Raw genomic sequence first — 19528 nt, 5'->3', positions numbered from 1 at the left:
TTACAATAAACCACTATCATAAAAACTAAAGTGGCTCTTCTGTGTTACGATTATATGGTCTATCAATTTCATTCCTACATTTTCGCAGGTTGCAGCTAATGTAAGTGTGTTATCCTCATCCTCTTTTGATGGTTCTATATCTCCACTTGGATGATTATGTGAAATTGCAACAGATGCTGCATCAATCAGTAATCCCTGTTTTATTATTTCCCTGACATACAGAGGTACTCTGTCTATAGTTCCACAGTCTTGAATATACTCATATATTAAATGACCACTTCGATCTAAGTATACCACTCGTAAGCTTTCCTTTCTTGACTGCCCTATTGCTGCTTTAAAGTATTTTAGTAGCTCTTCTCTATTATCAAGAATCGACAGCTTTTTTAACTTACCTTTCAATATCCTATCGAAAATCTCTTTCAGACAAAAGATACTTGCTATTGCTCCATCGTTCATTCCTGTAACATTTTTTAGCTCATGAAAATCAGCATTAATTACCCTTCCTAAACTACTAAAAAGCTCCATTAGCCTTTTGGCGACTTCTCTTCCTTCTGTACACGCGGATAGATTACGTTCCAGTAGCTCATGGTCAAGTAAAGACCTACCTCTACTTGATAGAATACGAGTTTCTAATTTCTCTTTTCTCTCACTATTATTCATAAAAACCTCCAAGATCAACATTATATACAAATTCAGCGCCAGCTTTCTGACGCAGTAGTTCTCGAGGAATTACCCTTTTGAACTCTAAATTTGCAATGTTGTCCTTGTTGCTTTGACTGCTAGTACAACATTGCATAATTCTATTATGCCTATTTTGATCAAAATTTGCAAGACTTTTTATGCGAAATACTATGTATAAGTGGTTGTGGTTGATTTCAATTTGATGAATTAACATTCTAATAATATTTTGTTTAGTCTGCCAATCTACCAGATCAAGTTTTGATTCAACACTTGAGGAAAAGTTTTTCAAGCTATCTGTAACAAGGCTCAATTCTTGTTGTAACTTCTTTTGATCGAGTGTTCTTTCTTTCTCTTCTTCAATTTCTTTCAAATGTTGTTTCATTGTTGTGATTCTTGGTTCAAATTCTTCTTGGCTTATAAACCCTTTGGCATAGCTATCAATAAATTTTTTGATACTTAATCTTAGCTTACTTTCTTGCTTTTCACGTGTTTGATTATGTAAAGGCTTTTTGTTCTCTGACAATCTACGTTGATATTCATTTGCAATCCTATCTGGCTCTTTCAGGATACTCTTGACTTCTTCCCATATAACTCCATCTAATACATCAGTGCGTATTGATTTATTATCGCAGATTTTATTGCCATTGAATTTGCTAGAGTTTGTACCAGAGCAACGATAGTAATAATATGTCGACTTTTTATGAACGTGGTTTGTACCGCAATAAGTATATTGACAACGTTGACATACCATTAAACCTTGCAATAAATATGTTTCTCTTCTTTGTCGTACTCTTGCTCTTTGCCTATTTTCAGTTAGTTGTGCCTGTACTGAATCAAATAAAGGCTCATTGATTATTTTTGGTACTGGAATATAAGTCCAGTTCTCTTTATCACTGTTAAAGCGACCACTTTTAAGTTTACCACAAGTTCCTTTTTTTGACTTTTTTACTTGTGGTTTTGAGCATGTCCTAGTTTTACCATAAGCTGCTTTTCCTATATAAGCAGGATTTCTTAACATGTTCCAAATAGTGCTCCTTTTCCAATACCTTTTTCCTGTTCGTGTTATTACCGGTATCTTATTCAGTTCATGTACAACTTCTCCTATACTTGCTCTTTCTTGGCCAACCCGACTAAATATTTTACGCACTATATTTGCCTCTTCTTCATCAACCTCAAATTGAGCACTTCCTTCACCTACATGTTTTGCTATGTAGCGATAACCGTAAGGCGCCCTACCCATCACACTTATACACCCAGCTTTGGCCGCATGAAGTTTACCTCTACGGTTTCGTTCCATAATCTTTGCACGTTCATACTCTGCTATTGCTCCCTGAATCTGTAGAAATAAATGGGAATCAGGATTATCATCAAACTTATGATTCAAAAATACTATTTCAGATCCAGCCTTTTTAAACTCTTCGAGTAAGATCATTTGATATGAAAATTTACGTGATAGCCGATCAGGTGAATGAATGTATATCTTATCAATCTTACCTTCTGCTACTCTATCACGTAAACTCTCTAAGCCAGGACGTTCTAAATTTGATCCACTGTAACCATTATCGATGAACCTATGCTCATCTAACAATTCATGTCCATCACTACTAATGCGACGCTCCAATTCTACAATCTGACTCTCTATTGTATTCTCCTGTGCCTGTTGTCTTGATGAAACTCTTGCATACAAGCTTACCGTTGTCATTTTCTTCTACCTCCTTTGTTTTACATTTCAATAATTGTTCATAAGCATTTGCCAAATATGTACCCGCCAACCTGTGAGGTTCATAACGGCAATTAATAGTTAATTCCCCTTTTTGCATGTTTTTCTTCCTGTGAATTTTTTTATAGGTTAGGAGACTTCTATTAAACTAAACCAATGCACACCTTATTTAAGAAAGCTATCTAGTTCACACAAATTCTCCCTAATAAATATACAAGATTTGAAGAAATTATGTCCAAAAAATCTTTGCCTAAATCATCATATTATGTATAACATGGCTTATTTAATATGTTATGGAGATTTATCCAAGTCATAAATTCTGGGAGAGCGACTTAGAAGTTCCGGTTAACCTTTTATTAGATCGTTTTCAGGATTCTAATATACGTCAGTCTTGGTTAGATTCCCTTTCTGGTAAACAACTGAGCATTATTTTTCAGCATTGCTTTAAAAATCATTTAAATGGACAACTTTTTCAAGACGGAGATTATGATGATAGATCCACTCAGCAAAAACGTAAGATACTTACCAATTACTCTGACTCTCTTTTTAACTATTATCTCATTAGCTACTTTGATCGTACAAAACTTGAGGCTACAGTCAGTGAAGTAGCAAGATTTGCTCTGACTGAGAAGTTAATGAGATCGTATCTGATAAAAAATAATACCAAGTATGATAAAAGATCCTTGTTGTTTTTACTATTTCACATAAATTGTGAATTTCTAAAATCTGTCTATCATTTTGATAAAGTACAAAAGAAAGGTTTCATATCATTTGCTCTACAGAAATCACCAAGACAAATAAACACTTCATTTAAAGAGTTTATGTCACAAGAAGCTGTAGAGCAGATACTTAAGGATGATGATCAGTTGCAGGGTTTTTTCCATCATCAAGATCGAATATATATGTTTGTACGTCGAGGAAGTGACATGGATTTACTGCTTAATTCAAACAAAGTTGTTCATGGTCATAAACCTGAGTGGATGATTTTAGATTTCTCTCTTGATGGCACTCAGGTTAATCTCTGTGCTAAAAATACTAATAAAGCTGTGGAAATAGCAAATAGCATTGTAAGTGGGTATTTTGACTGCGAATGTACTTTTGTAAATATACAAGATAAGAACTTTCCACTACAAGTGCACAAATTTCTTCAAGCATGTATAGATGGTTCTGACTCTGACATTTGTATATTTGAGTTAAATTTTAAGTCAGATTATTTTAAAAATAGTAATACATATCTTACTTTAAGTGTAAAACCGCATGATCCTATTGCACCAGAGTTACATATTTTAAAGCCAGCTATTGGCAACATACTACAATCTATTCAATCAGCTAAAGTAATGTTCCAAAACAAAAAGGTAACATTTTCTTTCAAAATAAGTGGGGAAGTTTATTATTCAGAGCATCCACTCAATAAAAAAGAAAGAGAGGACCTGAAGAAACATATGGAACAATCTTATGGTCTTAAAATTCTTTCACGAGCAAATTGCTGATCTTTTAAGTTCAAATGGTTCCTGGATTAATCCAAGCCAAAATCATATTAAAGCAGCAAGATACTTATTCGATCTTGGATTGATAAAAATGCAAGAAAGGTATTATATTGTTTGCTCTCGTGAAGAAGATCATCTTGATTGGCCAAATGTAATTGATTCAAGTTGTAGCAATGAGATTTTTATCGATTCAGACTTTGATGAAGCATGTGATGACGCTATTTGTGAAAACTGTTCTCGTCATATTCTGCCTAATACTTATCAAAAACAGAGATTTCATCTCTTATCCATATACTTAAATACAGAAAAGGTCATAGACTGGTTTGAAACAAAGTTGAATGATTCAAAACTTATGTGGGAAAAAGTGGAAAAAGGAGTTTATTATATTTGTAATCAAGGTCGTATTGTAAATCTAATAATCCTTGATTTTTGTACTGATGCGATATTTTTAACTATAGATAAACTTAGAGTCCACCCTACAGTTCTCATCACTCTAAAAAAAGATATACCAAATCTATTACTGAATCTATATGTAGTGCCAATGGTGAAACTGTTTTGTCAGCTTAAGACTGTAACTGAGATATTCCGAGAGGCAGCTAAAAGAGGAGTAGCAAAGGTAGTAGAAAATACTTCTTTGCAAGTTTTACCAGCTTCATATATTTCGCTTAAACGTGTTGAACCAATTATACCAACAAAGCTTTTGGAGTTACAGGTAGTTAAAGGTATGGTATATGTTAATAGTATTGAAGTTATAAATAAAAAAGCTGCATCATGTCTTAATATTTTTCGAATATTATTTAGGCAATTTTTACATGACTGTGAGAAAGAATTACCACCTGAAAAACATACACTTCTCAATATTAATCAGTTAGAAAAACTCTTGGGACTTAATTTAGAAGCAGATTTAGAACAACAAATCAGAAAACCATTAAATAAAATGCAAAGAACAATCAAATCTACACTTGCTGAGAAATTAGGATTAAGTATTGAACGTGATGATGTAATACAAACACTTGGTTGGCAAAGATTATCACATGGTTATCGAATTAACCCTTTTACTTTGACTATAAAAAAATAGAGTTTTTTGTTATCAAAAATAGTTTTTTTCAGCTCCATGAATAAATTTTCCCACCCCACGTGCAAATGGTCCTGTTTTTACATCAAGCCATTTATCCTCTTTTGAGCCATTAGCCATTCCTTTAACTATTTGCTTTACCTGTAAAAGCTCTTGTACTATACGCTCTAATCTATCCCTTCCCATACTATGAAAAATCTCAGGCAGTCTATGTCGTTGTTTATGTATTCCTGCACTTCCTGTATGAGTAAATGGATGTCCTGAACTAGCAGCTCGCGCAATTGAATCAATAAGATATATTTTAAGATCTTTATCGCTAATATTTTGAGCTTTTAATTGTTCAGTAATGTCTTCCAATAGCCCTGTTTCTTCATTTCTTAGGTAAGTACGTATGGTACGATCAGCTAGGCCATTTGCCTTAACAACAGCTCCATAAAATAAGGCATTTTGTCTTGGGATTTTTCCAATTGACCTAAAAATCATCGGTTTAGTCATATCCTCAACAGGCCAAAAAGCAAAAGAACACCTGACTCCATTTACGAGAGCAGAAGTACCTCGAATAGCATCTCGTGCTTGCTCTACTGTTGATATAGGCTTTTCTCCCTTCAGCTTTCTCATATGATGTGCAGTAATTATTGAAGCTCCAGTGCTACATGCTAAATCAGATAATAAACACATGAGATAATCCCCTACTGCTGGGTCAGCATTTAAATCTGCATGAATGAAAGAAGCAAGGGGATCAAATATAATGAGCTTTAAATCCTTTATTCTGCTCAGCTGCTTCATTACCGACTCAAATTCTGGAGATATTTCTACAACTTTACCGCGAACGTTCTTAAGTATGGTAAGAGATCCTCCGATGTTTGGTAATGGTACAATAAATAGCCTATCTTTATATTTCAATCTCTCGCATTTTGGATCAAGTCGTTCTAAGCGACGATGTATTTCATTTGTATCATCTTCTGCAGAAAATACCACAACAGATCCGTGTTCAGTAACAAGTTGGCCAAATCCGCATACCTGATCTATGCTAGCTGCAACCTTGAGGGCTAGGTCAAGAAGAAGCATACCTTTACCAGTATCACCCATTGCAGCTAAAATAGATGTGACACCCAAAGGAAATAATCCTTCAACTAAGAATCTTTGCTTTGGTACTGGACCTACAAAACGCTCTACACTCCAGCTGAAAATATCAAGTGGTGGTTTAATAATTATTTTTCTTGAGTTTTTTTCAATAAATTCTTCAATATTTATTCCCTCTAACACACAATCAGCAGCATCCCAACTCCTTGGTTTATCCGATGGAATCTTAAGCGTAGCAAGTGATGCAACACCAAGTTCTAAAAGTCTCTTTTCAGCGTTTTTGGTATATTTATTACCTGCTTCATCGTTGTCTGGCCAAATAATAATATGCTTGCCCTTAAGCGGAGTCCAATCTGTTTTATCAATAGGCGCATTTGCTCCAAACATTGCTGTTGTTGCAGTTATTCCTTTCTCTATAAGTGCTTCTGCGCATTTTTCTCCTTCAACCAGAATAACTTTATCGGACTTTAAAATACCTGGAATGTTGTAGAGTGGTCTTATCTCCGGCTCTTTGAATCTTTGTTTTTTAACATCAAATGGTTTAAACTGTTTTTTCTCTAGAGGAGGATCATAACGGTAGACTATTACGATTACTTGATTGCTCTCGTCGTAGTAGTTCCAGCTACAAGTCAGGTATTGTTCTAAATCTCTAGTATTATTTTTTTCTTTGATGCCGAGCCATTCACTTATTGAAAGCATTACTTCAGGAAATTCTGTTTTCGCATTCTTCCCGTGTACTGTTGCCCAAAGGTCAATAATGTCACCACCTTCTCCTGTTGCAAAATCTTTCCATAATCCGGCTCTTTCGCCTGTTAATTCTATTACAGTACTTTTGCCTTTGTTACCCTGTACATCACCTACATAAAACTTATCACCACGAAATGTCCCTCTTGGTAATAGATGAAAAAGACAAGATCTGATATTTTGCAAAAGCTGAGTCTTTAGCTCTACCATAGTATCCGTTTTTTGCGGACAAGTTAAGCCGTAGCTATAATTTTAGAATTCTGCCAACGCCCATTTACCCTGCTAATGAATTTTGCTGGTATTGATTTACCGTTTCTTAGCTCATATACTACCTGCAAGACATTTGCGCGTTTACTTGGTTGAAACATTACCATACCAGACGTGTAAAAACTTCTTAAAGCATTAGCACCAATTAAAGCTTGAAAAGGACTTTTTGCTAGTGTAGCTGTGGATACTTTTCTGGTATGACGTGTAATAATGATTCCAGCCGTAGGATTAATTACAGAACGTAGTTTTTCTATTCTGCTTTGCAGGCCAGAAAACATATTTTCATAGTCAAGAGAATCCAAGACGATAAGGTCTATTGTTTTAAATTTTTCTCCTATGATCTCTTTTATTCTCTCTATACCTTCATCGTTTAAAGTTAATCTCATCTTTGTAGTAACAATCAAGTTTTCTTCTGCTAGATTTGGCAGCCTTTGATTGGTTATGATTTGTTGTATTCGTTCCCTGATGTAATTGTACTCCATCTCATTTTGCAGATAGATTATTTTTAGTGGCCTTGCTGATTTCATCTTAAGAAACGACACTCCTGCTGCAAGATGTGCAAGCAAAGAGAGAAGAAAATAACTTTTGCCAACCTTTGGCGTACCACCAATGACTAAAAGACCACCTGGAGTGAGAATTCGTGGAGCTATTATGTCTTCTGGTATTGGTGATTGATCACTTAAGTACTGCTTTACAGAAAATATTTTTTCTTCTCTTTTCCCCCCTTTTTTTTCTCCACTCTTTGATTTTTTATTGAGCCACTTTCTAGCAGAATATATATCACCCTTAATTAAAATCCAAAGATCAATAATATCACCACCAGTTCCTTCAGTAAAATTACGCCAATCACCAGCTTCCTTACCTAATATTTTAACTGTAATTGTATTTCCATTTAAGTCTCCAATATAAGTTTTATCTCGGTAAAACTCACCATTTGGAAGTAGGTAAGAAACACACTCCTTGATATTATCAATCAATAACATCTTTAACTCTTTTTGCTTTTTAGACATAAAATTCCCATACATATTTTTCATACGTGTAAAGTTGAGATTAGCTAGCTCACAAACAGTTTCAAAAGACTTTGAATTCAGCCAATTAATTGCTTCTTCTCTTAGCTTTGGGTTTTTTCCTACTGCGTCCTGAATACCTCTAGTAACGACAGCAGACCAAAGCTTTTCCTCGTCGTACTTCAAAATGGTACTCTGTCAATTTCATAATTTTTGCGGTATTCTACCGAAGCAATTTTGTTTTTCTCTCCATATTCATCAGTTATAACACCTACCTTTACTGTAAACTCCAACCCATTTAATTCTGCAATTGAATTTAGCTTACGAGCAAGGATTGCATTTTCTGAGTTATCATGTGGATGAATGTCACGTGCCGATTCCAAGATACTGCGAAGCATAGAGCGACCCATTTCTCCCCAAGTATCTTCTGCTTTATTACTTTTAATACCAATTATTTGGTAAATCTTGTGCTTTTCATATAGACCTTCAATAACGGTAAATTCTGTATTTAAATAAATGCTACCGGTAGTGGGGCTTTTAGTAAACCAATGCTCATAACCTCCAGGCTTGATTGTCATTTTTACCTTTACTATTGTACCTTTTGGTATCAATCTACTTTGCGGTTTTACAGTGTTAAAATCAGTTAATAGGTTTTGTAACATATATCACTCTCCATGTTTAAATTTTAAAACTTGCTTTTAATCTTTGTAAGCAGCTTGCCTAAATGCGGTTCTTCAACCATACTCAGGCGTCCACTGCGGTCTTTAGCTGGGTATCCCCAAGGGTTTAAAGTGTGGCAAACAAAAGAGCGTTTCTCCGTTCCATCATCTTTCTTGATTCCAACCATACTGATTACTTCGTCAACTATCCCAGGAATTTCACTAGCAGTTTTAGCCCCTTCGCATTGAGGTAGCCAGTTTGGACGATTAAAATCGTCTAAATACTGACCTAAAGTACCAACTATGATGATGTCTTTGTCTCTGATATGTTGAAATTGATTGAGCCAAGCCATCATTTCTTGAGCAAGTAATCCATAGGCAGCTCTCATATCCTGTTTTCCTGATCTCTCAGAAAAAGCTTCAGGTTGCATTTTTGTCCATAAAAGACATAAACGTGAAGCAACGGTTATGCTATCTATAAAAATGCATCGGTATTTAGAAAACTCAGAGGAAAAATCTTTGTACTTACTAGATACATGTTCATAGTGTCTTTGGCTGTATGCCTGATCAGATTTTAATGCAGGATTAGAACCGCCTATAAGACAAGCAATATCTCTAGCTTCACTCCAAGTGCGAAGGCTAATTGAATCTCCTTGCCAGTCTTGAACAGCAAGAAGCCCTGCTTCAAAATCAAGGCAAAGTGTTGGTTCATCTATAGTCTTTAGTAGACTTGTTTTACCAATACCATAAGGACCAAAGATGACCATCTTTACACTTGATATTGTTTGCAATCTTTCATTATTATTCAAAATTTTAAGAATCATTATTTATCCATGCTGCAATGTATATATACAAGAAAGGCAAAAATTTTGTTCAATTTTTCTTTTTGCCTGCGTAGTAAATAGGAAAAAGTTTGGCACGTATCTTCTTGATAATATTGTTTAAAGTGGTTCTTGAAACGTTGTTCATTTTGGCAACTTCATGTAAGTTAAAAAATTTAAGTTGCTCACATATATTTTGCCATTCCTTTGGTAAAACCGAGATCATATAGTCTACATCAATGCGTTTTGTTATTTCACCCTCAAATAGCTCTGTTACATCAATGCTAAGATAGTTATTGATATTACGTTTTGCACATTGCTGTTTCTTTAACAGGTTAATAGCTTTATTTTCAGTTAATCTTGCTACAAAGGTATTAAAGCTACTTTTGTCTTCATCATACTGATCAAGATATGGCCAAATTTCACAGAAGAGTTCTTGCTCAAGGTCTTCGTTATTCTCATCAATAAAGCACTTGGCAAGTTTTAGTCTATAGGCTTGGTATTTTACGTTTTTAACAATTATAGCTATATTTTTTAATTTCATGGTTTTCCCTAAAACAAATTAATGCTTTAAGGATGAGAGTTATTAATGCCCTTATGTAGGACAGGAGCAAAAATAAATAATACTGATGCGATTTTTAATCTATTGATATTCTGTTATTTTTTTTTGAGAATAATACCGGTGCAATTTAAAATAATACAGTTCAGGTTTTTAGAAACTATTTTGAATGGATTTCAATATTTTTAAGAATGGGTAGCTCAGGCTTCCTAAAGTTATATTAAAAATATATAAGAATTTCATATTTTGAAATTCAATATCACCTAAAGAGCTAAAAATGTGGATTTCGCTATTAAAAGAATAGCTTAAATTTTTAAGAGGAAAATAGTTGAAAAGTATGCTCTCTATAACCTTAAGTTCCGTTCCTGATTACTGGCTTCCTAAATCAGGAATTAGGAATCAGGAATCTAGAACTAGCCTGTATGGCGGGGTTTCACCATACGTTCCTAAAACCGTTCCTAGGAACGGCATATCTGAAGTCCGCCAATATGGAGGATTCTAGCTTCCTGAAACCCTTATATATAATATATATATATAATACATATATAAAAATATACACATATATAAAAACATATAAAAGTAGAATAATAAAAAAACCTCTAGAAGTAGAAAAATCATGTTTAGAAGGTTTTCAAATTCGAGAAAAATTTTTCAAAAATTGAAGATTTTTTGGACGAAAATTTTCCAAATCTTGTATATATATGTACTCGGCAATTGAAAGATTTGGCAAACAAACTGGCTGTAAAAGAGTTTTCATGTTAGTTGTTAAATTTCGAAAATTAAAGATTTTTTGGACATAATTTTTTCGAATCTTGTATATATATGTACACAACAACTGAAAGGAAATGCTCACCCTAGATCTTGGCAAACAAACTGGCTGGACTATTTTAAATGATGGAATAGTGCAAAGTGGAAGTAAGAGTTTTCATGTTAGCAGGTTTAGTGGTGGTGGAGTGCAGTTTTTAAACTTTCGTAATTGGCTTAATGCACTTAAGTATAAATTTCCAGGTATTGAAGTTGTGTACTTTGAAGAAGTGAGAAGACATCTAGGAACTGATGCTGCACATATCTATGGAGGGTTTTTAGCACACCTTTCTGCTTGGTGTGAGGAAAGCAATATTTCCTATCAAGGTGTTTCGGTTAAGACTATTAAACGTTTTATAACTGGCAAGGGTAATGCAAGTAAAGCTGATGTAATTGAAGCAGTGCAGGAAAAGGGTTTTTGTCCAATGGATGATAATGAAGCAGATTCTTTAGCTTTAATGTTCTATGTTATGAATTTTAGTAAAGATTTTAATATATTAAAAACACCATAGAAAGTGGGTCCTTCCGGCCATGCTGGCAGGTTTGGTGGTCTTGACCTCGGGCCTTCTTTAGCGTTAGACATATTTCAAATGTTAACTACTTACGAAATTATAGCTGAGCAGTGCTAAAATAAGGAGAAAAAAAAGGTGAGAATTACGCAAGCAGAATGGGCAAGGGAAAAAGGGTTTTCGAGGCAATATGTCTGTTCTTTAGTAAAAAAAGGAATAGTTGAGCTGGAAGATGGACTTATTGACCGAGAACAAGCAAATGAAGCGGTAGCAGCAATAAGAGATCCAAGTCAACCACTGAGGAGAAAAGAGCGCGGAGAAACACTTTCAACGATATTGCTAAAAACGCGAATAAAAAATGAAACCGAGCGTGGTAAACTTTTGGAAGCTAAAGTGAAAGCTGAAGTAGGCAAATTTGTGTCAATTGAAGAAGTAAAAACTGAAGCATTTAATGTAGCAAGAGTTGTTCGTAATAATTTGCTTAATATTCCAAATAGGGTTTCAGCACTACTTGCATCACTGAGTGACACTGAAAAGATTCATATGGCGCTAACCGAAGAGATTACAAACTCATTACAAGAATTATCTAATACTAAATTTCAAATATAAAAAGATTTTGAATATAAAATGGCTGATAACTTAAGTTTGGAGTTAATAAAGTGTCTCATTAATCAACCTGGATTAGATGTTAATGTCAGAGGATTAAATGGAAAGACACCACTACATTGCGCTATAGAATTTGACGAATTAAGCATGGTAGATCTGCTACTCACAAAAAAGAATATCAATCCTTTTGTTGAGGACAATGAAGGCAAAACCTCCTTAGATTATGCCAAAGAAGGTAAAAAAGCAGAAATATTACAAGCGCTAATTAATAACAAATACGGATCAGAACAAGATAACTTACTTCATTTAGCTGCAATGATAGGTGAAGTTAATGCAGTTAGATATTTGATAGGAAAAGGTGTTGACGTTAATGTACGAAATGCTCTGCATCATACGCCATTACATCTAGCAGCAGGCATAGGACATGCAGAAGTTGTAAAGATTTTGATAAGAGAAGGAAACGCTGAAATAGATGTCTTTGATGTACGAAATCAGACACCAATGCACTATGCAGTTAATAATAAAAAGTTGGAGATAGTAAAGTTACTGCTAAAGCTTGGAGCAGATGTAAATAGCGCGCGCATGGGACAAAATTCAATGAAATTGTCACCTATTCATATAGCTGTAAATAATACTAATTACGATGAAAGAGACTTATGTCTTGATATCCTCAAATGCTTAATAAAGGAGCCTAATGCTCAAGTGAATCTACAAGACTACGAAAATAAAACACCACTACATTACGCTGAAAGACTTAAAACAATAGAGGTCTTACTAACGCGAGAAGATATAGACCCTCTGGTAAAAGACGATAGCGGTAAAACACCATTTGATTACGCTAAAAATAGACCTGAAATAAAGAAGGCTTTGATGAACAATAAGTATGGTTATGAAAAGAATAGTCTACTCCATTTAGCTGTACAAACGGGAGAAATTGAGCTTGTAGATGCAATTTTAAAGGAAGAAATCGATATTGATATTGTAAATAATAAAGGTTTATCATCGATTTACCTTGCTGCGGAAAAAAGGCATTTACATGTAGTAAAGTTATTGCTGAAAAAAGGAGCAAATTATACACCTGTTTTACATTTAGCAATTAAATCAAACAATTTAGAGTTACTTAAAGTTTTATTTACTGAAAAAAATAGGGCATTGCTCTGCAGAGATACCGTTGTTAATTTTCCAACCCTTCATAATAAATATATAGCACAGAGAGAAATAGCAGATAAAAGGATGAAAAAACATAATAATATTATCTGCATCTGTATTACAGTCAGCGCAATAGCAGTAGCAGTGTATATAGGGTTAATAACAACAATAAGCAGTGTAATCATTTTTACAACAATAACAGGGGTATTTGCGCTTGTTATAGCAATAATGATAAGTGAGATGAGCAAAAGATATATAGAAAACGAATTTCAGAAAAAGATGTTTATGGAATTGGAGGAGTGTGGAGGAATAAACTCTACTGTTAACGATATTGAGATAGAACCAATTATGAGTAGATGCAGACAATGATATACGCTAGAGCTTTTTCTGAAGGTTTAAGACCAGATCCAGAGCTTAAAGTATCAGAGTGGGCGAATGAGTATCGAGTTTTAGCTCCAACTGCAGCATCAGAGCCAGGAAAATGGAGAACGGAAAGAACTCCTTATTTAAAAGAGATCATGGATTCATTATCTCCATCTTCACCTGCTGAAAAAGTAGTATTCATGAAAGGAGCGCAGATTGGAGGAACAGAAGCAGGTAACAATTGGATAGGCTATATTATAGATCAGACTCCTGGTCCAATGTTAGTTGTGCAGCCAACAGTTGAAATGGGAAAACGTTGGTCAAAGGGAAGATTTGCACCGTTAATAGAGAGTACGCCATGTTTAAAAAGTAAAGTAAAAGACCCAAGGTCAAGAGATTCAGGGAATACTGTACAAAGTAAGGAATTTCCAGGTGGAATAGTAGTAATAACTGGAGCAAACAGCAGTGTAGGACTGAGATCTATGCCAGTAAAGTATCTCTTTCTTGATGAGATTGATGCGTATCCAGGAGATTCAGGAGGAGAAGGAGATCCAGTACTGCTTAGTATTGCTCGAACTAATACATTTGCACGGCGAAAGATTTTTTTAGTATCAACGCCAACGATTCATGGAATAAGCAGAATTGAGAAGGAATTTGAAGCAACAGATAAGAGATATTTTTTTGTACCATGTCCACATTGTAATTACTATCAAGTTCTAAAGTGGTCACAAATAAAATGGGAAAATAACGATTCAAGAACAACACATTATGTCTGCGCTGAATGTAGCGGCAAAATAGAAAATCATCAAAAGACAGAGATGCTTGAGCGTGGAGAATGGAGGCCTACTAATAGAGTAAAAGGGGAGAAAAAAGGATTTCACCTTTCAAGTCTTTATAGTCCAGTTGGCTGGTATAGTTGGCAACAAGCAGTAGAGGACTTTCTCCATGCAAAGGAAAGTGAACAATTACTGAAAGTTTGGATAAATACCACTTTAGGAGAAACTTGGGTAGATAAAGGAGAAGTACCAGACTGGAAGCAATTATTCAACAGAAGAGAATTTTTTCCCGTAGGCACAGTACCAAAAGGTGAAGTGGTTTTGACAGCAGGAGTAGATGTTCAAAAAGATCGGTTAGAAGTAGAAGTTGTAGCATGGGGAAAAAGCCGTGAAAGTTGGTCAATAGACTACCGAGTATTTGAAGGAGATACAGGAAGTGGAGAAGTATGGGGAAAGCTTTCGGAGCTCCTCAATCATCATTTTATCGGTGAAAATGGGCTTGAATACATGATAAGCATGATGGCGGTTGATGCAGGGTATGCAACGCAGGAAGTTTACAACTGGGTGAGAAGTCATCAAGGCTCTGGAAGAGTAATGGCGGTGAAAGGTGTAAATAAAGCACTAGTGCCACTTAGCAGCCCAAGTAGAGTAGATATAACAGTTGGTGGTCAAAAGCTAAAGAGAGGAATAAAGCTCTGGCCAGTAGGAGTATCAATATTAAAGTCAGAGCTTTTTCAATTACTTAATATTTCAAAAGGAGAAGAAGGAAAAGCTCTACCTGGATATTGTCATTTTCCCGAGTATGCACCTGAATATTTTAAGCAGCTAACAGCAGAGCAATTAGTCAGCAAAGTGGTAAAAGGATACACCAAACAAGAGTGGCAAAAGGTAAGAGAAAGAAATGAAGTATTAGACTGTAGGATTTATGCAAGAGCTGCATCTATTGCGCTTGGAATCGATCGTTGGCCAGAGAGTAAATGGAATAGTTTAAGTGAAAAACCAGAAAGTAAAAAGCCTAAAAAAGTAAGACAGAGTAAGTGGCTTGGTAATCAAAATGTACAGTGAAAAATATTTAACTCAAGTTGAGAAAGCAATTCAAAAACTGCAAAGCGGAGAAAGAGTTGTCTCAATTGCATATGGTGACCATGTTGTGCGGTACGGGGAAGTTCAAATAAAGGATTTATTGGAGCTCAGGCAACGAATAAAAGCGGGGTTAAAAGTTGCAGGCATGAGGCCAAAGAGGAAAATTGTTTTTTCAACGAGTAAAGGAATTTTATAAATGCTGCTCAAAACCTTCAAGCAATTATTTAACAAACCAAAGATAAAAAGCTCTGCATGGGATGCAGCAGGCTCAGGAAGAAGATTTTTTCACTTTCAACCAGAGTTAGGAAGCATAAATAATTTACTTTCTCAAAGCCTTGGGCACTTACGTAGCCGCTCTCGGGATATGGTAAGAAAAAATCCATATGCAGCAAATATCATTGATACAATAGTAAGTAACTCTATTGGAACAGGAATAAAACCGCAATCAAAAGCAAAGAATGCAGAATTTAGAAAGAAAGTGCAAGAATTATGGCTAAGATGGACAGATGAAGCAGACAGTAGCGGGGTAAGTGATTTTTATGGATTACAAGCTCTAGTATGCAGAAGTATGATAGAGGGAGGAGAATGTTTTGTACGTTTAAGAACGAGAAAGCTGGAAGATAGATTTTCTGTACCATTACAACTGCAAGTACTTGAGTCTGAACACTTAGATAATAAAACAAATCAAACTTTAGCAAATGGTAATGTAATAAGAAACGGGATTGAGTTTAACAGGCTTGGGCAAAGAGAAGCATACTACCTATTTAAAGAACACCCTGGTGAAAGTATGTTTGGAGAATCAGTGAGAGTGCCAGCAAATGATGTTTTACATATTTATAGACCATTAAGACCTGGGCAAATCAGAGGGGAGCCTTGGCTTTCTAATATACTGCTGAAGCTTTATGAGCTTGATCAATATGATGATGCAGAGCTGGTGAGAAAGAAAACTGCAGCAATGTTTGCTGGATTTATTACGAGACTCGATCCAGAAGCAAATATCATGGGAGAAAGTGAAAGTAATGAGCAAGGAGTGGCACTATCAGGTTTAGAGCCAGGAACAATGCAGCTTTTAGACCCAGGAGAAGACATAAAATTTTCAGAACCGTCAGATGTTGGAGGAAGTTATGAAGCGTTTATAAGACAGCAACTCAGAGCAATAGCGATTGGTACAGGGATAACATATGAACAGCTAACAGGAGATTTAACAGGCGTTAATTATTCATCCATTCGAGCAGGATTGATAGAGTTTCGCAGGAGGTGCACGATGTTACAGCATAACATTATGGTATTTCAGTTTTGCCGTCCTGTATGGGATAGGTGGTTAGAGTTAGCACTACTTTCTGGAGAGCTAGACATAGGTGAAGAATGGACAAAGGGAAAAGAAGGAGCAAAAAAAGAAGTAAAATGGATACCACAGGGATTTGATTGGGTCGATCCGCTAAAAGATCAGCAAGCACAGCAAATGGCAGTAAGAAATGGATTTAAGAGTCGATCGGAAGTAGTATCAGAAATGGGTTACGATGTAGAAGAAATTGACCAAGAAATAGCAGAAGATCAAAGACGTGCAAGTGAACTGGGCTTAAGTTTTGATTCTGACGTTACGGCCAATCAAGAGGTACTATGAAACAACAATGGCTAAACAGATGTGTAATGGTAGAACCAAGGAGTTTTGAATTACTGTCACTACAAGCAGGAAAGCAGCCTATCTTTAAAAATATAAAACATGCAGTAAGAAATAGTGAAAGAGGAATAATACCGATACATGGAATCTTGACAAAAAAGTCAGAAACTTTTGATGGTTTACTGGGTATGACATCATATGAAAAAATTCATGAAGAGATAGAGAGCGCTTTAGAAGATAAAAGCATAGAGACGATTCTACTTGATATAGATAGCCCAGGAGGAGAAGTAAATGGAGTGTTTGACCTTGCTGATTTTATTTATGAATCAAGAGCAAAAAAGAGAATTATTGCAATAGCAAATGACGATGCGTATTCTGCTGCGTATGCAATTGCTTCTAGTGCTGAAAAGATTTTTCTCACCCGCACTTCAGGAGTTGGGAGTATAGGGGTAATCGCAAGTCATATAGATCAAAGTGGGTTTGATGAAAAACAGGGGATAAAATATACTACAGTATTTGCTGGAAGTAGAAAAAATGATTTAAATCCACATGAGCCAATAACTTCTGAGAGTTTAGAAAATCTAAAAAGCGAAGTGAATCGTTTATATGGAATGCTGGTTGAGCTAATAGCGCGGAATAGAAGCCTCTCTGTAGAGGCAATAAAAAATACTGAAGCAGAACTATATTTTGGCGAGAAAGCAATAGAGATGGGTCTTGCAGATGGAATGACAATTCTTTCATCTATTAATAAAAACAGGAGTATTACTATGAATGAACAAACTATAAATGACCTAGAAACTGATAATTTAACCAAGTATCGTACTGAAGTTCTTGAATTAATACGATTATGTAATATATCGAAGATGCCAGAAAAGATAGGAGAATTTATTGAGCAAAGCGTAAGTGTTGAGCAAGCAAGGGAGGTTTTAATGGAATTACTTGCAGAAAGAACGAAGAAGACAGAGATACTGAGTGCAGTACAACAGAATTCAGGAGAAGAATTGATGATGCAGGTAGCGAAAAGTCGTAGGAGTTAAAGTATTTTTATAACCGCCGTATATAGCATTGATAAAAGCGGCGGTAATCAGTTAAGGAGAGAAATTTATGAGTTGTATAAGCGAACAAAATAATCTGGGTGACTTATTAAAGTATGAGGTGTCAAGTCTATATTCAAGAGATCAGATAACAGTAGCCAAGGGACAAAATATTAAGCTTGGTGCAGTAGTTGCCAAAAAGACGGAAGATGGTCTTATTAGAGTACTTAATCCCGCTGGAACAGATGGCACACAAACAGCGATAGGTGTAATAGTAAGTGATGTAAATGCAATAGAAAATACTAAAGCGGTAATTATTACTCGTGTTGCAATGTTAGCAGATCATGCAGTGGTGTGGCCAGCAAATATCACTGAAGAACAGAAAGCTGAAGCAATAAAGCAACTTGAAGCACGAGGGATCATTATCCGCAAGGGAGTTTAACTAAAATTAATAAGGAGAAAAAGAATGCAAAATCCATTTACAAATCCAGCATTTAGTATGACGGCACTAACAAATGCGATGAATATATTGCCGATAAATTATGGACGTGTTGAAAATTTAAATTTATTTCCAAGTAGGTCAGTAAGATTTAGACATATTACCATAGAAGAGCAAAATGGAGTATTAAGTTTACTACCAACGCAAGTACCCGGAGCACCAGCAACAGTAGGAAAAAGAGGAAAAAGAAAGGTAAGAACATTTACGATTCCACATATTCCACATGATGATGTAGTGTTACCAGAAGAAGTACAGGGAATAAGAGCATTTGGATCAGAAAGTGAACTTAAAGCGCTGGCAGATGTAATAACTGACCATTTGCAGCTAATGAGAAATAAACATGCAATAACGTTGGAGCATTTGCGTATGGGAGCGCTGAAAGGAATAATTTTAGATGCTGATGGGTCAGAATTATTAAATTTGTACAACGAATTTGAAATAACACCAAAAGTAGTAAATTTTGCACTGGGAACAGCAACAACAGATGTCAAGCGTAAGTGTCTGGAAGTATTGAGGCACATAGAAGATAATCTAAGTGGTGAATATATGACAGGAATTCATGCTTTAGTAAGCCCTGAGTTTTTTGATGCACTTACTTCTCATACTAAAGTGAAAGAAGCATATGAGAGATGGCAAGAAGGAGCAGCGCTAAGAAATGATATGAGGTCAGGATTTGCGTTCTGTGGAATAACGTTTGAGGAATATAGAGGACAAGCAACTGATCCTGAAGGAACCGTGAGAAGATTTATTGACAAAGATACAGGGCACTGTTTTCCACTAGGAACAGCAAGCACATTTACAACATATTTTGCACCAGCAGACTTTAATGAGACAGTAAATACTCTTGGACAGCCACTATATGCAAAACAAGAGCCAAGAAGATTTGATAGAGGGACTGATTTGCATACGCAGTCAAACCCTCTGCCAATGTGCCACCGTCCAGCAATACTAGTCAAGATCGTTGCAACATAGGTAGAACAA

The 19528-nt window shown here is 35.5% G+C and carries 18 protein-coding genes; 11 read left to right on the top strand and 7 right to left on the bottom strand.

Features of this window, described 5'->3' with window-relative positions; genetic code table 11:
• Complete coding sequence (locus ABWU32_RS01125; RefSeq protein ID WP_143689033.1) at window positions 1–660, bottom strand: RadC family protein; 660 nt, start codon at window positions 658–660, stop codon at window positions 1–3.
• A complete protein-coding gene (locus ABWU32_RS01120; protein WP_353278703.1) occupies window positions 653–2383 on the bottom strand; it encodes a recombinase family protein in 1731 nt (576 codons plus the stop codon). The genes ABWU32_RS01125 and ABWU32_RS01120 overlap by 8 nt, the downstream gene beginning before the upstream one ends.
• A gap of 311 nt (window positions 2384–2694) precedes the next feature.
• Here ABWU32_RS01120 and ABWU32_RS01115 point away from each other — a divergent pair, with 311 nt between their 5' ends.
• Together ABWU32_RS01115 and ABWU32_RS01110 are read left to right on the top strand one after the other, a co-directional pair.
• The gene (locus ABWU32_RS01115) at window positions 2695–3891 is read left to right on the top strand and encodes a hypothetical protein (RefSeq protein ID WP_341823929.1); all 1197 of its coding nucleotides are present in this window, start codon (window positions 2695–2697) and stop codon (window positions 3889–3891) included.
• Window positions 3857–4966, top strand: a complete 1110-nt coding sequence (locus ABWU32_RS01110; RefSeq protein WP_264704926.1) for a hypothetical protein — start codon at window positions 3857–3859, stop codon at window positions 4964–4966. The genes ABWU32_RS01115 and ABWU32_RS01110 overlap by 35 nt, the downstream gene beginning before the upstream one ends.
• 12 nt (window positions 4967–4978) lie before the next feature.
• On the opposite strand, the gene ABWU32_RS01105 is transcribed toward ABWU32_RS01110, so the two are convergent.
• Genes ABWU32_RS01105 through ABWU32_RS01085 form a run of 5 tightly spaced genes read right to left on the bottom strand, consistent with a single transcriptional unit; the run spans window position 4979 to window position 10088 of the window.
• A complete protein-coding gene (locus ABWU32_RS01105; RefSeq protein ID WP_264704928.1) occupies window positions 4979–7000 on the bottom strand; it encodes an AAA family ATPase in 2022 nt (673 codons plus the stop codon).
• Window positions 7001–7023: 23 nt separating this feature from the next.
• Window positions 7024–8250, bottom strand: coding sequence for an AAA family ATPase (locus tag ABWU32_RS01100; protein ID WP_341823928.1), 1227 nt, complete (start codon window positions 8248–8250; stop codon window positions 7024–7026).
• Window positions 8247–8726 (bottom strand): hypothetical protein, encoded by a 480-nt coding sequence (locus ABWU32_RS01095; protein WP_264705213.1) that lies wholly within the window; start codon window positions 8724–8726, stop codon window positions 8247–8249. Before ABWU32_RS01095 ends, ABWU32_RS01100 begins: the two co-directional genes overlap by 4 nt.
• A 23-nt stretch (window positions 8727–8749) precedes the next feature.
• A complete protein-coding gene (locus ABWU32_RS01090) occupies window positions 8750–9547 on the bottom strand; it encodes an ATP-binding protein (RefSeq protein WP_341823927.1) in 798 nt (265 codons plus the stop codon).
• Between the two features lie 49 nt (window positions 9548–9596).
• The gene (locus ABWU32_RS01085; protein ID WP_341823926.1) at window positions 9597–10088 is read right to left on the bottom strand and encodes a sigma-70 family RNA polymerase sigma factor; all 492 of its coding nucleotides are present in this window, start codon (window positions 10086–10088) and stop codon (window positions 9597–9599) included.
• Window positions 10089–10948: 860 nt separating this feature from the next.
• Between ABWU32_RS01085 and ABWU32_RS01080 the strand changes: the two genes are divergently transcribed.
• From ABWU32_RS01080 to ABWU32_RS01040, 9 genes are all read left to right on the top strand, one after another.
• Window positions 10949–11419: a Holliday junction resolvase gene (locus ABWU32_RS01080; RefSeq protein ID WP_341823925.1), complete on the top strand. Its 471-nt coding sequence runs from the start codon at window positions 10949–10951 to the stop codon at window positions 11417–11419.
• A 135-nt stretch (window positions 11420–11554) separates the two neighbouring features.
• Window positions 11555–12025 carry a hypothetical protein gene (locus ABWU32_RS01075; protein ID WP_341823924.1) on the top strand — a complete coding sequence of 157 codons (471 nt, stop codon included), beginning with the start codon at window positions 11555–11557 and terminating at the stop codon, window positions 12023–12025.
• Between the two features lie 18 nt (window positions 12026–12043).
• Window positions 12044–13540, top strand: a complete 1497-nt coding sequence (locus ABWU32_RS01070) for an ankyrin repeat domain-containing protein (RefSeq protein ID WP_341823923.1) — start codon at window positions 12044–12046, stop codon at window positions 13538–13540.
• Window positions 13537–15375, top strand: coding sequence for a phage terminase large subunit family protein (locus tag ABWU32_RS01065; protein WP_341823922.1), 1839 nt, complete (start codon window positions 13537–13539; stop codon window positions 15373–15375). Before ABWU32_RS01070 ends, ABWU32_RS01065 begins: the two co-directional genes overlap by 4 nt.
• Complete coding sequence (locus ABWU32_RS01060) at window positions 15365–15589, top strand: gpW family head-tail joining protein (protein ID WP_174516715.1); 225 nt, start codon at window positions 15365–15367, stop codon at window positions 15587–15589. Before ABWU32_RS01065 ends, ABWU32_RS01060 begins: the two co-directional genes overlap by 11 nt.
• The gene (locus ABWU32_RS01055) at window positions 15590–17017 is read left to right on the top strand and encodes a phage portal protein (RefSeq protein WP_264376317.1); all 1428 of its coding nucleotides are present in this window, start codon (window positions 15590–15592) and stop codon (window positions 17015–17017) included.
• A complete protein-coding gene (locus ABWU32_RS01050; protein ID WP_341823921.1) occupies window positions 17014–18051 on the top strand; it encodes a S49 family peptidase in 1038 nt (345 codons plus the stop codon). Before ABWU32_RS01055 ends, ABWU32_RS01050 begins: the two co-directional genes overlap by 4 nt.
• 67 nt (window positions 18052–18118) lie before the next feature.
• Window positions 18119–18490 carry a head decoration protein gene (locus tag ABWU32_RS01045; protein WP_341823920.1) on the top strand — a complete coding sequence of 124 codons (372 nt, stop codon included), beginning with the start codon at window positions 18119–18121 and terminating at the stop codon, window positions 18488–18490.
• Between the two features lie 24 nt (window positions 18491–18514).
• The gene (locus tag ABWU32_RS01040; protein WP_341823919.1) at window positions 18515–19519 is read left to right on the top strand and encodes a major capsid protein; all 1005 of its coding nucleotides are present in this window, start codon (window positions 18515–18517) and stop codon (window positions 19517–19519) included.
• The last annotated feature ends 9 nt before the right edge of the window (window positions 19520–19528 follow it).

The sequence above is a fragment of the Wolbachia endosymbiont (group A) of Udea olivalis genome (assembly GCF_964028365.1).
Lineage (GTDB): Bacteria > Pseudomonadota > Alphaproteobacteria > Rickettsiales > Anaplasmataceae > Wolbachia > Wolbachia pipientis.
Note: the sequence above shows the minus strand (reverse complement) of the source record. Positions and strands in the feature narration are given on the sequence as shown.

Coding starts and splice junctions, on each gene's coding strand:
- ABWU32_RS01095 (WP_264705213.1), bottom strand. CDS start 8,726: ATGTTACAAAACCTATTAACTGATTTTAACACTGTAAAACCGCAAAGT.
- ABWU32_RS01050 (WP_341823921.1), top strand. CDS start 17,014: ATGAAACAACAATGGCTAAACAGATGTGTAATGGTAGAACCAAGGAGT.
- ABWU32_RS01110 (WP_264704926.1), top strand. CDS start 3,857: ATGGTCTTAAAATTCTTTCACGAGCAAATTGCTGATCTTTTAAGTTCA.
- ABWU32_RS01070 (WP_341823923.1), top strand. CDS start 12,044: ATGGCTGATAACTTAAGTTTGGAGTTAATAAAGTGTCTCATTAATCAA.
- ABWU32_RS01040 (WP_341823919.1), top strand. CDS start 18,515: ATGCAAAATCCATTTACAAATCCAGCATTTAGTATGACGGCACTAACA.
- ABWU32_RS01120 (WP_353278703.1), bottom strand. CDS start 2,383: ATGACAACGGTAAGCTTGTATGCAAGAGTTTCATCAAGACAACAGGCA.
- ABWU32_RS01090 (WP_341823927.1), bottom strand. CDS start 9,547: ATGATTCTTAAAATTTTGAATAATAATGAAAGATTGCAAACAATATCA.
- ABWU32_RS01085 (WP_341823926.1), bottom strand. CDS start 10,088: ATGAAATTAAAAAATATAGCTATAATTGTTAAAAACGTAAAATACCAA.
- ABWU32_RS01105 (WP_264704928.1), bottom strand. CDS start 7,000: ATGGTAGAGCTAAAGACTCAGCTTTTGCAAAATATCAGATCTTGTCTT.
- ABWU32_RS01125 (WP_143689033.1), bottom strand. CDS start 660: ATGAATAATAGTGAGAGAAAAGAGAAATTAGAAACTCGTATTCTATCA.
- ABWU32_RS01055 (WP_264376317.1), top strand. CDS start 15,590: ATGCTGCTCAAAACCTTCAAGCAATTATTTAACAAACCAAAGATAAAA.
- ABWU32_RS01045 (WP_341823920.1), top strand. CDS start 18,119: ATGAGTTGTATAAGCGAACAAAATAATCTGGGTGACTTATTAAAGTAT.
- ABWU32_RS01115 (WP_341823929.1), top strand. CDS start 2,695: ATGGAGATTTATCCAAGTCATAAATTCTGGGAGAGCGACTTAGAAGTT.
- ABWU32_RS01080 (WP_341823925.1), top strand. CDS start 10,949: ATGCTCACCCTAGATCTTGGCAAACAAACTGGCTGGACTATTTTAAAT.
- ABWU32_RS01065 (WP_341823922.1), top strand. CDS start 13,537: ATGATATACGCTAGAGCTTTTTCTGAAGGTTTAAGACCAGATCCAGAG.
- ABWU32_RS01060 (WP_174516715.1), top strand. CDS start 15,365: ATGTACAGTGAAAAATATTTAACTCAAGTTGAGAAAGCAATTCAAAAA.